Source organism: Myroides fluvii (assembly GCF_009792295.1).
GTDB lineage: Bacteria > Bacteroidota > Bacteroidia > Flavobacteriales > Flavobacteriaceae > Flavobacterium > Flavobacterium fluvii_A.
The window spans coordinates 1,622,670-1,638,131 of sequence record NZ_CP039934.1 but is presented as its reverse complement, the minus strand read 5'-3'; the positions used below and the strand labels follow the sequence as shown (position 1 = coordinate 1,638,131).

Below are 15,462 nucleotides of genomic sequence, written 5' to 3'. Positions count from 1 at the left end.
TATGGCCTATTTATATTTAAAAGCACTACATGTAATTTTTGTAGTATGTTGGTTTGCTGGTCTATTTTATATCGTTCGCCTCTTCGTTTATTACGTTGAAGCGAACGAAAAACCACAATTGGAACAAGATATCTTAAAGAAACAATACCGCGTGATGACCAATCGACTGTGGAACATCATTACTTGGCCTGCAGCTATCCTGACCCTTGTTTTTGGCCTTTCGCTTTTTATCGTTAATCCCTATCTATTACAGCAGCCTTGGATGCATGTAAAATTGCTATTTGTCGTCCTTTTAATCGCTTATCACTTGAAGTGTCATCAATTTGTCAAACAAATTAATCGCAATACTTTAACCAAAACTTCTTCCTTTTTCCGAATATGGAACGAAGGAGCAACAATTATTTTATTCTCTGTTGTTTTTTTAGTATTTTTAAAGAATGCTTTCAACTGGATATTTGGTGTAGTCGGACTATTGGGCTTGGCTATATTACTAATGCTAGGTATTAAGCTTTATAAGCAAGTTCGTCAACGCAAAGAAAATGAATGAAAGACACGTTTTTTTAAAAAGTTTCTCCCTTCAGAATAGAATATTTTTTTCTTTAATTTTTCTAAGTATCATATCCTCTATATTGATATCCGCAGTATCTGTGTATCAATTTAAAGAGGAGGCACGCACCTATCACCAATACAGATTAGAGCGAAAGGAAGGCTCTATTACAGAGAACATCAATTATATTTTGACCACTACTCCGTATGAATTGAATACCGAAAACCTTCCACTTATTTTTAAGGACAAAATACACGAGCTCGCCTCTATTCACAATACCGAATTACACATCCACGACCTTAATGGCAAATTATTGCTTTCCTCTAAAGGAAGTTTCTCCATAGACGGCTTGCAATCCAATATTCCCATTATCATCTTAAAAACCATCAAATCCTCGCCGAACAAGCGCTTCGTCGATGTAGAAGAAGTAGACAACACACGTATTCGAACCGCATATCGCTATCTCAAGGATCAAAAATTCAAACCACTAGGCATCATAAAAATTCCCTATGCTGAAGAAACGGAATTTTACGAAAGTGAGGTGCGTAACTTTATGTATAAATTTGGTCAGGTTTACATTATTATGCTAATCATGTCCATTGCCATTTCCTACTTTCTGTCCAATTACATCACTCAGAGCTTGAATAAATTGAGCATCAAGATGACTAGTACAAAACTAGGTCAGAAAAACGAAAAAATCGAAGACATTTCCACTAGCAAAGAAATTTCAAACTTAATCAATGCCTATAATGACATGGTTGAGAAGCTAGACGAAACCTATCAGCAATTAGCGCAAAATGAGCGCGAACAAGCTTGGAGAGAAATGGCGAAACAAGTGGCACATGAGATCAAAAACCCCTTAACACCTATGCGACTAACCGTGCAAAGTTTTGAGCGAAAATTTGATCCAACGGATCCCGATATTGGCAACAAACTCAAAGACTACTCGGCAGTACTTATTGGACAAATCGACACCATGTCTAGTGTAGCAACAGCTTTTTCAAGTTTTGCCTCTATGCCTGCACAGCAAAACGAAACCCTAAACGTCATTAAAACCATTCGCATATCGTTGGATATCTTTACAGAAGATTTCATTTACTTTGAGCATGAAGAAGAGGAAATCATCGCTGTAATTGATCAAACACAACTTATCCGTATTATTACTAACTTAGTAAAAAATGCAATTCAGGCAATTCCCGATAGCAATCCGAGTCCAATTGTTATCGTTAAAGCCTATCAAAATGATGAAAACATCATCATCTCAGTGACGGATAATGGAACAGGAGTTACCATAGCGGATAAGACCAAAATATTCGAACCGAAATTTACCACCAAATCAAGTGGAATGGGACTTGGCCTGGGGATTATTAAAAACATTGTCGAAAACTACAAAGGAACCATTACTTTTGAAACGCAAGCTGGTAAGGGAACTACTTTTACTGTAACTTTACCGCTGACCAAATAAAAAATTTGAGAAATATGGAATATGAAAATATTTTAATTGAAACAGATGATCATATATCGGTCATCACGATTAACAGACCCACGAAGTTAAATGCCCTCAACAAACCGACGATTGAGGAATTACACCGCGCTTTAATTCAACTAGAGGAAGACAAAGAAGTTCGCGTTGTAATTATCACAGGAAGTGGAGAGAAAGCATTTGTTGCGGGTGCAGATATTAAAGAATTTTCGAACTTCAACGTAAGCGAAGGATCGCAATTAGCTGCTAAAGGACAAGAATTACTATTTGATTACGCCCAAAACTATTCAAAACCCATTATTGCGGCAGTCAATGGATTTGCTTTAGGAGGGGGATTAGAATTGGCTATGGCTTGCCACTTTAGAGTTGCTTCTGCCAACGCTAAAATGGGATTGCCGGAAGTAACCTTAGGCTTAATTCCTGGTTATGGAGGAACACAGCGTTTACCGCAATTAATAGGCAAAGGACGCGCGATGGAACTAATTATGACTGCAGACATGATCAACGCCGAAAAGGCCTTAGATTATGGATTAGTCAATCACGTGGTAGAACAAGCGGAATTATTGACTTTTACAAAGGCAATTGCACAAAAAATATCACATAATTCATCTTCTGCCATTTCCAAAGCAATCAAATCAATCAATGCGAACTTCAAAGATGGTACCAATGGATACCACGAAGAGATTAAGCACTTTGGAGAATGCTTCAATACTACTGACTTCACAGAAGGTACTACTGCTTTCTTAGAAAAGAGAAAGCCGAATTTTAAAGGATAAAAAAAAGGTTGGAATTGACATTCCAACCTTTTTTGTTTACACACAAGGTCATAAAAAAAGCTCCTTGAAATTCAAGGAGCTTTTTGTTGGCCTACTAGGACTCGAACCTAGAACGACTGAACCAAAATCAGCTGTGTTACCATTACACCATAGGCCAGTACCACTTTGCTACTCAAAAGTAAATTACTTCTGTATTGCGGATGCAAAAGTAACATTATTTCTGTATTTACCAAAGATTATCAAAAGAATAATACCTCCTCAAGTTCGACTCTCACTACAATTCATTAATAATCAATCGAAAGCAAAATAAATTTAACATATTTATTTTGAGAGAATGAGAACAGAAAGGGATCGACTCATCGTCCATTTCCCAAAAAAAAAGCTCCTTGAAAAATCAAGGAGCTCTTGTTGGCCTACTAGGACTCGAACCTAGAACGACTGAACCAAAATCAGCTGTGTTACCATTACACCATAGGCCAGTACCACTTTGCTACTCAAAAGCACCTATACTTCTGCATTGCGGAGGCAAAAGTAATACATTTTTTATATTATCCAAAAACAAAACGCAAAATTATTTTTTTTTTAATCTACTCCATATCTAATAAAAAAAGACTTTCTTTGTATATACTGATTAAAAATACCAAGAATTTTCTTATATGTTAACATTCAACTACAAAAAGTGGAATATAATTGGGGGATGGCTGTGCTTCCTCGTTGCATTAATCACTTACACTTTAACCGTAGAACCTACCGTTAGCTTCTGGGATCCAGGAGAATACATTGCCACTTCAGCAAAACTTGAGGTAGGGCACCCACCAGGAGCACCTTTTTATCAAATGCTAGGTGCTTTGTTTTCTCTTTTCGCTATCTCACCACAACATATTGCATTAGCAGTGAATATGGTAGCTGTATTTTCTAGCGCCTTTACCATCTTATTTATGTTCTGGTCGATGACCAATATCTTAAAAAAGATGGTGATCAAAACATCGGAGTGGAACACTTCTAACGCTATTGCCGTTTTAGGTAGTGCTGCTATCGGATCGTTAGCCTTCAGTTTTACGGATAGTTTTTGGTTTAATGCCGTTGAGTCAGAAGTTTATGCTTCTGCTATGGTACTGACTGCCTTATTACTCTATTTGGGACTAAGATGGGTAGATGATATGGACCAACCGCGTGGAAACCGTTGGTTGTTGTTAATTGGCCTTGTAGCGGGATGTTCCTTTGGAGTTCACCTCATGGCTTTGTTAACTATTCCTTCGATCGGGTTGTTGTACTTCTTCAAAAAATATGAAAAAGTAACCGTTAAGAATTTCATCATTGGCAATATTGCAGCTGTAGCTGCTCTATTCTTCTTATTTGCCTTTTTCTTTCCTAAGCTCTTAGCTTTCTTTGGAAAAACGGAAATTTTTGCCATCAATACACTTGGACTTCCCTTCAACAGTGGAACCATCCTCGCTTTCCTTATCTTAATCGGAATTACGGTATTTGGCTTATACTACACCCGTAAAAAAGGATATGGTACCCTTAATACATTAATTCTAACTTTAGTATTTGTTTGTGTGGGATTAACCGCTTGGTTGATGTTGCCAATTCGCGCAAATGCCAATGTTACAATTAACGAAAATACGCCTTCGGATGCGACGGAATTGTTAGCCTACTACCAACGTGAGCAGTATGGAGATGAAAGCATTTACTACGATTCATACTTTACCAAAGCGTATGTTGGCTTAGATAAAAACAACCCTTGGAAAGACGAAAAACCCAACTACGAAAGAGATTACCAAACAGGTAAATATGTGGTTGTGAATGAGTGGAAAAACGCCGGACAAAACTTCGATGAAAAGCACAAAGGCTTTTTACCGCGTATGTGGAGTACCGATAAGAATCACCGCATCAATTATATGCGTTATTCTAAACCCCTGAATTTCAACATTGCTTCAGGGTATACCAATAATGAACAACTAATTTACCTCGAGCGAGGGGTAAAACAAAAGTTAGCCAGTGGTGAATTTGGCGTGGAAGAACTAGACAATCTCTTTAGTCAATATGGTCAAGCACTCGATATTGAAGTACCTTCTTTTTCTGATAATATGTCGTATATGTTTACCTATCAATTTGGGTATATGTACTGGAGATATTTGATGTGGAACTTTGTTGGACGTCAAGATGACATTCAAGGACAAGGGGATCTAGAACATGGAAATTGGTTGAGTGGTGTAAAATTTTTAGATGAAATTCGCCTAGGATCTCAAGACAATTTACCTACTGAAGTATTGAATAACAAAGGTAGAAACACGTATTTCTTCTTGCCTTTTATCTTGGGAATTATCGGAATTGTATTTAACTACCGTAAAGATCCGAAAATGTTCTGGGTGCTGTTGGTTCTATTCTTATTTACGAGTTTAGCCTTAAAAGTATTCTTGAATGAACGCCCATTTGAACCTAGAGAACGCGATTACGCCGTTGTTCCTTCGTTCTATATTTTTGCTATGTGGTTGGGATTTGGTGTTTACTCCATCTATGAAGGAGTGAAAAAATACCTCTCTCCAAAACTGTCTAACGCCATTGTATTAACCGTTTGTACGTTAGCCGCTCCTGTATTATTAGCCCAACAAAACTGGGATGATCACGACCGCTCTAATCGCTATACGGCTTTGGCGAATGCTCGAGCCTATTTAGATTCTTGTGATCCGAATGCCATTATTTTTACTATTGGTGATAATGACACCTTCCCGCTTTGGTATTTACAAGAAATTGAGGGATACCGTACGGATGTTCGCGTGGTTTGTACCAGCTTACTAACACAAGATTGGTACATCGACCAGATGAAAGCTAAAGCTTACGATTCTGAGCCATTGCCAATCAAATTTACGCATGATCAATATGTGGGGAATAAACGCGATGCAATTCTTATTGATCCAAAAACAGAGCAGCGTTTTGATTTATCACTATTGTTAGATGTTGTGCGCTCAGATGATCAAAGAACCAAGCGAATGACAGAAGCGGGTACAACACTTCACTTTATTCCTACGAATAAGTTTAGCCTACCTGTAGATAGTGCTATTATTGCGAAAAACAATATTGTATCTCCATACTTAAGAGACCAAGTATTGCCTTCTCTGGAAATCGATATTACAGATCAAGCCATTTATAAGCACCGCTTGATTATGTTAGATATTATCGCAAACAACAACTGGGAGCGACCAATTTATTTCTCTGGAGGTAGTTTCAACAATGACGACTTTGTTTGGATGAAAGACTACTTGCAATTACAGGGATTGATTTACAAGTTAGTACCGATCAAAACATCAGGCCAAAATGCGCATCCAATCGATTTGGGTATGATTGATTCAGATCGCATGTACGAAACTGTAAAAACGTGGTATTGGGGTAATATGGGTAGTGATAAAATTTACCACGACCCACAAACACGTAGAAACTCTTTGAGCTACCGCATCAACTTAAGTCGTTTAGCTGAACAATTAATTGAAGAGGGGAAAAAGACAAAAGCCAAAGAAATATTGGATATTGCCATGACCAATATGCCGATTGAATATTATGGTTATTATCAATTAGTTATTCCTTTTGTTGAATGTTACTACAAAATTGGAGAAACGAAATTAGCACAAGATTACGCCAAGCAGTTAGCACAAAAATCGGAGGAGAAATTGTTTTACTACAAAAATCTTCCTTTAGAGGAGCAAAACTATTATGCGTATGAAATTTTATCCGAATTAGAAATCTGGAGAAATTTAGTTGCTATTGTCGATGTAGAAGACAAACAAGCGAATTATGTAAATTCGTTTAAAAACGATTTCAACGCGTATTTTACCCATTTCAACTATTTATTCAAACAATACCAAGGAGGAGAGGAAGAACAACAACCCGAAGCTTAACCTCCTATAATATAGATTCAAACAAAAGCCTTTATTGTTAATCAATAGAGGCTTTTGTCCTACTATACCTCAGCAAAAAACAAATCCTATAGGGCATGGTTGAGTTTTCTTCTTACCTTTGCCCTTCAAAAGGAATCACAATTATGATTGAAAATAAAAATCAAAGTAAAACACAATTAGAGCAATTGGGTGAGTTTGGCTTAATCAAACACTTAACCAAAGATTTCGCTATGACACAATCTTCTACCCTAAAGGGAATTGGAGATGATGGAGCAGTCTTGGACTTTACAGAGGAAAAGGTCGTTGTTTCAACCGACTTACTCATTGAGGGTGTGCATTTCGACTTAGCTTATGCTCCATTGAAACACTTAGGTTACAAGGCTATTGTGGTCAATCTTTCTGATATTTGCGCCATGAATGCGGTTCCAACTCAGGTTACTGTGTCCATCGCTGTTTCTAATCGCTTTCCTTTAGAAGCTTTAGAAGAGCTATATGAGGGAATTGCTTTAGCTTGTAATTACTATAAAGTAGATTTAATTGGAGGTGATACGACTTCTTCTCAAAAAGGATTAATCATCAGTGTAACGGCTTTAGGTAAAGCAAAAGAAGAGGATTTGGTGTACAGAAGTAACGCACAAGATAATGACCTATTAGTAGTAACAGGTGATATTGGAGGTGCCTATATGGGATTACAAGTATTAGAACGCGAAAAGCAAGTGTATCTTGTCAATCCAAATAGCCAGCCCGATCTTGCCATATACGATTACATCATCGAAAGACAATTAAAACCAGAAGCACGTACAGATATCAAACAATTATTAGTTGAACTTGATGTAAAACCTACAAGTATGATTGATGTTTCTGATGGTCTATCGTCGGAGATTATGCATTTGTGCACGTCCTCTAAAGTGGGTTGTAACTTATTTGAAGAAAAACTTCCTCTTGATCCACAGTTTATCAGTACGTGTGAAGAATTCAATATTGATTCCACAACAATTGCTATCAATGGTGGAGAAGACTACGAATTGTTATTCACGGTTAAGATGGAGGATTACGATAAAATCAAAGGAAATCCCAACTTAACCATAATTGGTCATATGACACAAGAAAGTGAAGGAATTCACCTGATTACGAGAGATAATACTAAAATTCCAATCAAAGCAAAAGGTTGGAATGCACTACAATAATGCTCAAAAAACTGGCCTACAGCCAGTTTTTTTATTCTTGTTTACGAACAAAACTGACCTTAAAAACACATATTAAATAATATATTAACTATTTTTTGCAGTTATTTGATAAAATGTTTTAAATTTGGGTAAAATCACTATAATATGAGCACGAACTATCAAGAAGAAAATCAGGAACAACCAACAGAACAAATAGCTGTGCAACAAGAAGAAACAATTGCACCAACTACAAACACAAATTATCAAAATTTCCCTCCTCCTTTACAGCAACCCATAGAAAAGAACAACATCGGATTAACTGGATTTATTTTATCTATTGTTGCCATTGTTATCTCTTGGGTTCCACTAGTCGGATGGTTATGTTGGCTAGTGGGTTTAATTCTATCAATTGTAGGATTGTTCCGAAGACCAAAAGGATTTGCTATAGCAGGTTTAATTATTTCACTCATAGGCTTCATTATTATGTTTGTCCTATTGGGAATTTTAGGATTGGCAACAGCTGCGGCACTTGCAACAGAAATGTAGTATAAATCAGGCATTATATAAAAAGCAGAATCTTTTGGTTCTGCTTTTTTCGTTAAATATTTATTAGATTTTTATTAGAATGCGCCTCTACTCTATTTTGAATGCAAACAAATTATTACCTTGCGTGACGCAAATGAGAAAGATTACTTAACTTTGTACCTAACAAACTCAAAACAAGCCTTGTGAAAAGAAAAGCAGCTCTATTTTTCATGCTTATGTTTCTAATTTCAACGACCGAATTTGGTCAGTTGTTGAAGTTTCCTTTGCTTGTAGAGCATTATGTGGAGCACAAAGGTTTGAATCCCGATTTGAGTATTTGGGGTTTTTTACAAATCCACTATGACAACAATCATAAAGAGGATGGTGACCCTACCGACGAGAAGCTCCCTTTTGTTTCTCATGCTCCTATTATTCATATAGTTGCAACTCCCCCTCCTGCTATGTTAAAAATTGATCGTATAAAAATTCCAACCAACAATACCCCGGTGGAAAGTTTTCACGATACCGTTTTTGAAAGTAGTTTCTTATCCTCTATTTGGCAACCGCCGAAATACTGTTAATACATCAAGTCCCTTACCTCGTGCTGTAAAAATAGCGCGTGGTTCTTATCGTATTTATGTATCAACTCAACAGCAGTATTTATCCAATAGTGCGCGATTTATACATGACCTCTAGGTATTATCTCATCAAACACACCGTTAGATGAGGCAATAGTACTTGTGGTATGTATTTCATTTTGCCGTGGATTAATGCCTGTTCTTGAGAATAACAGTTATATTATGTTAAACAAAATAATTGAATATTCTGTAAAGAATAAACTCATCATAGGCTTAATGGTACTTGGCCTAATCGGTATTGGTATTTTTCAAATGACGAAATTACCTATCGATGCTGTACCCGATATCACAGACAACCAAGTACAGGTCATTACCGTGGCCCCCAACTATGGTGCAACAGACATTGAGCGCTTAGTTACTTTTCCCATCGAACAAGCCAATAGTAATATTCCAGGGATGAAAAGTATTCGAAGCTTTTCTCGCTTTGGCTTATCGTTAATTACCATTGTGTTTGAAGAAGATGTGGATATCTATTGGGCCCGACAACAGGTAGGTGAACGCTTACTCCAAGTGCAAAACGATATTCCCAAAGAAGTAGGACAACCAGAATTAGGACCTATTTCTACCGGATTAGGAGAAATCTATCAATATGTTGTTCGCCCAGAACCCGGATATGAAAAACAATTCGATCTCACGGAATTGCGATCCATCCAAGATTGGATTGTTCGCCGTCAGTTAATCGCTGTAAAAGGGGTTGCTGAAGTGAGTAGTTTTGGAGGGAAACTCAAACAATTCGAAATTGCCCTCAATCCCAACCAACTAGATGCCAATGGACTAACAATCAAAGATGTGTTTGATGCCCTGAATCAAAACAATGAAAATACAGGAGGAGCCTATATCGAAAAGGGCCCTACGGTTTTATACATTCGTTCTGAAGGGTTAATCGGAACAATAGAAGATATTGAGAATATTGCGATAACCTCAAAAAACAGTGAATTCCCCATCCTTATTCGCGATATTGCCAAAGTACAAATCGGACATGCTACACGTTATGGCGCCATGACCTACAACGACCAAGGAGAGGTTGCGGGTGGTATTGTGATGATGCTAAAAGGAGAAAATAGCAACAACGTTATTCAAGATGTAAAAGAACGTGTAGCTGAAATCCAAAAATCCTTACCTAAGGGCGTGGTAATCGAACCTTTCCTAGACCGTACCAAAATGGTAAACAACGCCATTGGAACAGTAGAAACCAACTTATTAGAAGGGGCTTTAATTGTCGTTTTAGTATTGGTTTTATTTTTAGGGAACTTCCGTGCAGGATTACTCGTTGCCTCCATCATTCCTTTAGCCATGCTATTTGCCATCTCCATGATGAATTTATTTGGCGTAAGTGGAAACCTAATGAGTTTAGGTGCTTTGGATTTTGGGTTAATCATCGATGGAGCCGTCATCATTGTGGAAGCGGTCCTCCATCAGTTTAGTCACAACAATAAATTCAAGGAGAAAGTCATGCTCAAACAAGAGGAAATGAACCAAACCGTGGTGCAATCGGCTTCCAAAATGATGAATAGTGCGGTATTTGGGCAGATTATTATCCTCATCGTGTATATTCCCATTCTGACCTTACAAGGAATTGAAGGGAAAATGTTCAAACCCATGGCTCAAACCGTAGCTTTTGCCTTATTGGGTGCCTTTTTACTTTCCTTGACCTATGTTCCGATGATGAGTTCACTAATCTTAAGTAGAAAAGTGAGTACAAAACCTAATTTTTCCGATCGTTTCATGGCTAAATTAGAAAAGATCTATCAAAATACCTTAGTCAAAGTATTGGAAATTCCCAAAACCATTTATACCATCGTTGCCCTATTATTTGTCAGTGCGATTTATATCCTATCTACCTTAGGCGGAGAGTTTATTCCCTCCTTAGAAGAAGGCGATTTTGCGGTGGACACTAAAGTATTAAACGGAAGTAATCTAACCACCACCATAGAAAGTACACAAAAGGCCGTTCATATTTTGGTTACACAATTTCCAGAAGTAGAAAAGGTAGTCACTAAAATTGGAAACAGTGAAGTTCCCACCGACCCTATGCCGATGGAGGCCGGAGATATGATGGTGATCCTCAAAGATAAAAAAGAGTGGACTTCTGCTTCTTCCTTTCCAGAATTAGCCGAGAAGATGACGCATGCGCTAGAAGAAGTTCCCGGTATTACCGTTGGCTTTCAATTTCCTGTGCAAATGCGATTCAATGAGTTGATGACTGGAGCTAGACAAGATGTTGTAATTAAGGTATTTGGAGACAACTTAGACACCTTAGCGACAACCGCCAATCAAATTGGACAAATCATTAATACCATTTCTGGAGCGGCGAATTTATACGTAGAGCCCATTACTGGCATGCCACAATTGTTAATTGAGTATGACCGTGCGGCAATTGCTCGTCATCGCTTATCGATAAGTGAGGTCAATACGATTGTCAATACTTCTTTGGCAGGGCAAAGTGCAGGAATGGTCTATGAAGGAGAACAGCGATATGACGTTGTGGTGCGTATGAATGAAAACAGTAAAAAAGACATTCAACAAATCCGAAATATTCTAATTCCTACTCCGTCAGGAACACAAATTCCATTGAGTCAATTAGCTGCTGTGGACATCAAAGAAGGCCCGAATCAAATTCAACGTGAAAACGCACAACGTCGTATTTTTGTTGGATTCAATGTCAAAGGACGCGATGTTCAGAGTATCGTTGAAGAACTACAACAAAAAGTAGAGGCTAAGATTACTTTACCAACAGGGTATCGCATTACCTATGGCGGTCAATTTGAAAACTTAAATGAGGCCAAAGAACGTTTGGCAATTGCCGTTCCCTTAGCCCTAGTTCTAATCTTTGTCTTGCTGTTCTTTGCCTTCCGAGACATCAAAGAATGCTTGATGATTTTCACCGCTATTCCCCTTTCTATTATTGGAGGAGTTTTTCTACTTGCCTTAAGAGGCATGCCATTTAGCATCAGCGCAGGCGTTGGTTTTATTGCCTTATTTGGTGTTGCTGTATTGAATGGTATTGTATTAATTGCCGAATTCAACCGATTACAAAAATCGGGAATTACCAATATTGTTTATGTTGTTGTTCGAGGAGCGAAAAGTCGCTTACGTCCTGTATTAATGACTGCCTCTGTTGCTTCGTTTGGATTCCTACCCATGGCGCTGAGCAATGGCGCTGGAGCAGAAGTACAACGTCCTTTAGCGACAGTAGTCATTGGAGGATTAATCCTCGCCACTTTTTTAACTTTATTTATTTTGCCTTTATTATATATCACTTTCGAACAAAAGCTGAACTTCTCTTTCTTCAAAAAGAAAAAAGTTAGCACCCTCGTGGCAACCATAGCTTTGTTGTTGGCAACTAGCGGTTCCACCTTCGCTCAAACGCCAATTGCCTTGAATGAAGCAATTGATCGCGCCATGGCAAACAACCACGCTATTCGTACCGAGCAATTGCGCTCGGACTTTGCTAAAGCCTTTATCCATACCGCAACAGACATTCCACAAACAACCGTAGCGGGTGAATTCGGTCAAATCAATGGCCCTTATACCGATAATAAATTTAGTGTCAGTCAGGATATTGCCTTTCCTACCATTTACAATAGACAAAAAAAGGTATACCAAAAAACTTGGCAGAAAAGCATTTTTGACCTAGAACTCAAAACAATTGAAATCAAAAAAGAAGTAACCCAAAGCTTTTACGACTACTTCTATTGGAAAGAAAAAGAACAACTACTACATCAAGCAGATAGCATGTACACTTCCTTCTACAACAAAGCCACCTTGCGCTTTCAAAAAGGGGAAAGTACAATATTGGAACAGACCACGGCCAAAAATCAGTTGATCAGAATCCAGATGCAACTCGCTGAGATTGCACAAGCGAAAAGTTTGGCGCAATTACAATTGAGGTATTTACTCAATACCGAAGAGGATTTGGTTCCTGTTCTAGAAGGGAATAAAGTGGAATTACTAGGATTAGAACAAGACCTTGATCATAATCCACAGCTAAAAATAGCAGAGCAAAACCATGAAATAGCCCAAGCGCAGACCCGACTGGAGCGATCAAAACTTTTGCCAACACTTCAATTGACCTACAACAACAGTAGTTTTATGGGATTGGCGGCTAACGAGATCTATTACGATCGAAAAGATCGTTTTCACGCCTTTCAAGTTGGCCTGACGTTACCTCTTTTTGACTTTGGACAAAAGGGAAGAATTCGCGCCTCCAAAGAAGCGGAAAAAGTAGCGGAAGCCGAAGCAATGATGACCAAACAAACGATGGTCAATCGTTATCAACAATTGTTGATAAACCTCTCAAGTAGTCAACAAATATTGACAAGTTATGAACAACAAGCGCCAAAAGGTGCTGCTGTCATCATGAAAACAGCTGAACTACAATTCGTCAATGGAGCGATTAACTATCTTGAGTATGTGCTCCTAACCAATCAGGCTCTAGAGCTGTTAAGTAACTACTTTGATGCCTTGAAAGCATATAATGACACCCTAATTCAAATCAATTATCTAACTTCAAATAATTAGCCTCATGTCTATCCTATATAAAACTATTCGCCCTTTTTCTATTGCAATACTAGGGATCTTTGTATCTACGAGCTTCGTTCAATGTAAGGAAAATGAAACAACCCCAGAAGAGGTAGTCGTTCAAGAAGAAACGGACATCGTACAATTAACGGATGCTCAGCTGAAACACGTGGAACTAGAAACCACAAAAATGCAAGAGCACACCATTGCCACAGTCTTAAAGTTAAACGGGAAAATTGATGTTCCCCCACAGAATTTAATCTCGGTAACCAATCCATTAGGAGGCTATGTAAAACAGACCAAATTAATGCCGGGAATGCACATCAAAAAAGGAGAGCAAATTGCCATCATGGAAGACCCGCGCTATATTGAATTACAACAAAACTACCTTATTGCCAAAGACAAGTATGAGTTTGCTAAATTGGACTACCAACGTCAGAAAGATTTAAATGCAAGTCAGGCTAGTAGCGACAAAGTCATGCAACAAGCCCAAGCAGAAATGAATGCACAGCGCATTGCGATGAATGCGCTGGGACAACAGTTGAGTTTGATTAACATCAATCCCAATGCATTAACCTACAATTCCATTAGTCGATCCGTTGCTATTTACAGCCCAATCAACGGTTTTGTAAGCAACACCTATGTCAATATTGGAAAATATGTAAACCCTTCGGATGTGATGTTTGAGTTAATCGACCCTTCTGATATCCACTTAAATCTGAAGGTGTACGAAAAAGATTTAGACAAATTAGAAGTCGGACAACGCGTGGTGAGCTTTACCAACAACAATCCTGCAAAAAAATACGAAGGAGAAATTGTACTCATTAGCATGGACGTCAATACAGAGGGAACCTCAGAAGTACACTGTCACTTTGAGAATTTCGAGAAAAATCTTTTACCTGGGATGTATATGAATGCAGAAATTGATACACATTCATCGCTAAGCAAAGCACTGCCCGAAGAAAGCGTGGTTTACTTTGAAGGCAAACACTTCATTTTTATCGAGACGGGTAAACAAACCTATCAGCTAACAGCAGTTCAAGTTGGCGAAACGGAAAATGGATTTACCGCCATTCTCAATGCAGAGGATTTCATCAATAAAACCATTGTTTCAAAAGGAGCCTATACCCTACTGATGAAACTAAGAAATACAGAAGAGGAAGAATAACAAAAAAGTCCAGCGTATGCTGGACTTTTTTCATGGTTTTATCGTACAATAGATGGTTTCTGAACAATCACCACCCTTGACCTCAATTTCAAACTTAAGGGCGGTTTCCCCATAATAGGGATTGGTACGCACAACTAATCGGCCATCTCCTACTTTCTGAACCGTATAATTGGCGGTCCCATAACTATCTACACTGCGTTCTTCATACATATACCCCTCATCCCCCACTTTTCCAATTTGGACTTTTTGAATGATGTGATAGGGTTTAGGATTGACGTCAATAAACTCCTCTCCTCCCGTATTGGGAAAGGTCAAAAATTTGCGACTGACATTGGTAGACACTTTACATTTGGAAGAATTGCGATCCCACCACTCTGTACAAGCGGAAGACAATCCCGCACAAACAAGAACTATGAGAATTATTTTGTTTTTTTTCATTTCGGTTTGGATCAAAAGCACTCAAAAATAATATTATTTTAGCCATAAAAGTAAATCTAAAATTTTCTCTCACGAAATTCATTCGACTGAACACACCCATCTTTAATCAAGCTAAAGTGATTCTTCCAGGGCATGATGCTTGGAATATATCGGGTCATCTTGAACAAACAGAGCGAATACTTACCACCTACAATCAACAAATTTCAGACAAAAACAAGTCATTACAAGAGTAAACCAATAAACTTTAGCTTATTAACAGCAAATAGCTTGTAGTGAAATTTTTAATCTTAAAGTCTTTTCTTAT

General features: G+C 38.0%; 10 protein-coding genes, 2 tRNA genes and 1 pseudogene. 10 read left to right on the top strand and 3 right to left on the bottom strand.

Going from position 1 to position 15,462, the window contains the following annotated elements:
- Position 1 precedes the first annotated feature (1 nt).
- The 3 genes from FBR08_RS07430 to FBR08_RS07420 are packed head-to-tail and all read left to right on the top strand — an operon-like array spanning position 2 to position 2,806.
- The gene (locus FBR08_RS07430; RefSeq protein ID WP_158962151.1) at positions 2 to 547 is read left to right on the top strand and encodes a CopD family protein; all 546 of its coding nucleotides are present in this window, start codon (positions 2 to 4) and stop codon (positions 545 to 547) included.
- Entirely contained in the window at positions 540 to 2,012 is a 1,473-nt protein-coding gene (locus FBR08_RS07425; RefSeq protein WP_158962150.1) for a sensor histidine kinase, read from the top strand. Before FBR08_RS07430 ends, FBR08_RS07425 begins: the two co-directional genes overlap by 8 nt.
- A gap of 14 nt (positions 2,013 to 2,026) precedes the next feature.
- Positions 2,027 to 2,806 carry an enoyl-CoA hydratase/isomerase family protein gene (locus tag FBR08_RS07420; protein WP_158962149.1) on the top strand — a complete coding sequence of 260 codons (780 nt, stop codon included), beginning with the start codon at positions 2,027 to 2,029 and terminating at the stop codon, positions 2,804 to 2,806.
- An 86-nt stretch (positions 2,807 to 2,892) separates the two neighbouring features.
- On the opposite strand, the gene FBR08_RS07415 is transcribed toward FBR08_RS07420, so the two are convergent.
- Both FBR08_RS07415 and FBR08_RS07410 read right to left on the bottom strand, forming a co-directional pair.
- Positions 2,893 to 2,963 (bottom strand) — tRNA-Gln (locus tag FBR08_RS07415).
- A 251-nt stretch (positions 2,964 to 3,214) separates the two neighbouring features.
- Positions 3,215 to 3,285 (bottom strand) — tRNA-Gln (locus FBR08_RS07410).
- Between the two features lie 177 nt (positions 3,286 to 3,462).
- Between FBR08_RS07410 and FBR08_RS07405 the strand changes: the two genes are divergently transcribed.
- From FBR08_RS07405 to FBR08_RS07380, 6 genes are all read left to right on the top strand, one after another.
- Positions 3,463 to 6,702 carry a glycosyltransferase family 117 protein gene (locus FBR08_RS07405; RefSeq protein ID WP_158962148.1) on the top strand — a complete coding sequence of 1,080 codons (3,240 nt, stop codon included), beginning with the start codon at positions 3,463 to 3,465 and terminating at the stop codon, positions 6,700 to 6,702.
- Between the two features lie 143 nt (positions 6,703 to 6,845).
- Positions 6,846 to 7,889 carry a thiamine-phosphate kinase gene (thiL, locus tag FBR08_RS07400; protein ID WP_158962147.1) on the top strand — a complete coding sequence of 348 codons (1,044 nt, stop codon included), beginning with the start codon at positions 6,846 to 6,848 and terminating at the stop codon, positions 7,887 to 7,889.
- A gap of 144 nt (positions 7,890 to 8,033) precedes the next feature.
- Complete coding sequence (locus FBR08_RS07395) at positions 8,034 to 8,414, top strand: hypothetical protein (RefSeq protein ID WP_158962146.1); 381 nt, start codon at positions 8,034 to 8,036, stop codon at positions 8,412 to 8,414.
- Between the two features lie 182 nt (positions 8,415 to 8,596).
- Positions 8,597 to 8,974 (top strand): hypothetical protein, encoded by a 378-nt coding sequence (locus tag FBR08_RS07390; RefSeq protein WP_158962145.1) that lies wholly within the window; start codon positions 8,597 to 8,599, stop codon positions 8,972 to 8,974.
- A 219-nt stretch (positions 8,975 to 9,193) separates the two neighbouring features.
- A complete protein-coding gene (locus FBR08_RS07385) occupies positions 9,194 to 13,552 on the top strand; it encodes a CusA/CzcA family heavy metal efflux RND transporter (protein ID WP_158962144.1) in 4,359 nt (1,452 codons plus the stop codon).
- Between the two features lie 4 nt (positions 13,553 to 13,556).
- Positions 13,557 to 14,720, top strand: a complete 1,164-nt coding sequence (locus FBR08_RS07380; RefSeq protein WP_158962143.1) for an efflux RND transporter periplasmic adaptor subunit — start codon at positions 13,557 to 13,559, stop codon at positions 14,718 to 14,720.
- Between the two features lie 30 nt (positions 14,721 to 14,750).
- Here the strand turns inward: FBR08_RS07380 and FBR08_RS07375 are convergent, their stop codons facing one another.
- Complete coding sequence (locus tag FBR08_RS07375) at positions 14,751 to 15,158, bottom strand: hypothetical protein (protein WP_158962142.1); 408 nt, start codon at positions 15,156 to 15,158, stop codon at positions 14,751 to 14,753.
- Between the two features lie 101 nt (positions 15,159 to 15,259).
- Between FBR08_RS07375 and FBR08_RS07370 the strand changes: the two are divergent.
- A pseudogene (locus FBR08_RS07370) lies at positions 15,260 to 15,391 on the top strand (TUS family subclass B1 metallo-beta-lactamase); the annotation flags it as partial.
- Positions 15,392 to 15,462 lie beyond the last annotated feature (71 nt).

Coding starts and splice junctions, on each gene's coding strand:
- FBR08_RS07420 (WP_158962149.1), top strand. CDS start 2,027: ATGGAATATGAAAATATTTTAATTGAAACAGATGATCATATATCGGTC.
- FBR08_RS07425 (WP_158962150.1), top strand. CDS start 540: ATGAATGAAAGACACGTTTTTTTAAAAAGTTTCTCCCTTCAGAATAGA.
- FBR08_RS07385 (WP_158962144.1), top strand. CDS start 9,194: ATGTTAAACAAAATAATTGAATATTCTGTAAAGAATAAACTCATCATA.
- FBR08_RS07380 (WP_158962143.1), top strand. CDS start 13,557: ATGTCTATCCTATATAAAACTATTCGCCCTTTTTCTATTGCAATACTA.
- FBR08_RS07430 (WP_158962151.1), top strand. CDS start 2: ATGGCCTATTTATATTTAAAAGCACTACATGTAATTTTTGTAGTATGT.
- FBR08_RS07395 (WP_158962146.1), top strand. CDS start 8,034: ATGAGCACGAACTATCAAGAAGAAAATCAGGAACAACCAACAGAACAA.
- FBR08_RS07405 (WP_158962148.1), top strand. CDS start 3,463: ATGTTAACATTCAACTACAAAAAGTGGAATATAATTGGGGGATGGCTG.
- thiL (WP_158962147.1), top strand. CDS start 6,846: ATGATTGAAAATAAAAATCAAAGTAAAACACAATTAGAGCAATTGGGT.
- FBR08_RS07375 (WP_158962142.1), bottom strand. CDS start 15,158: ATGAAAAAAAACAAAATAATTCTCATAGTTCTTGTTTGTGCGGGATTG.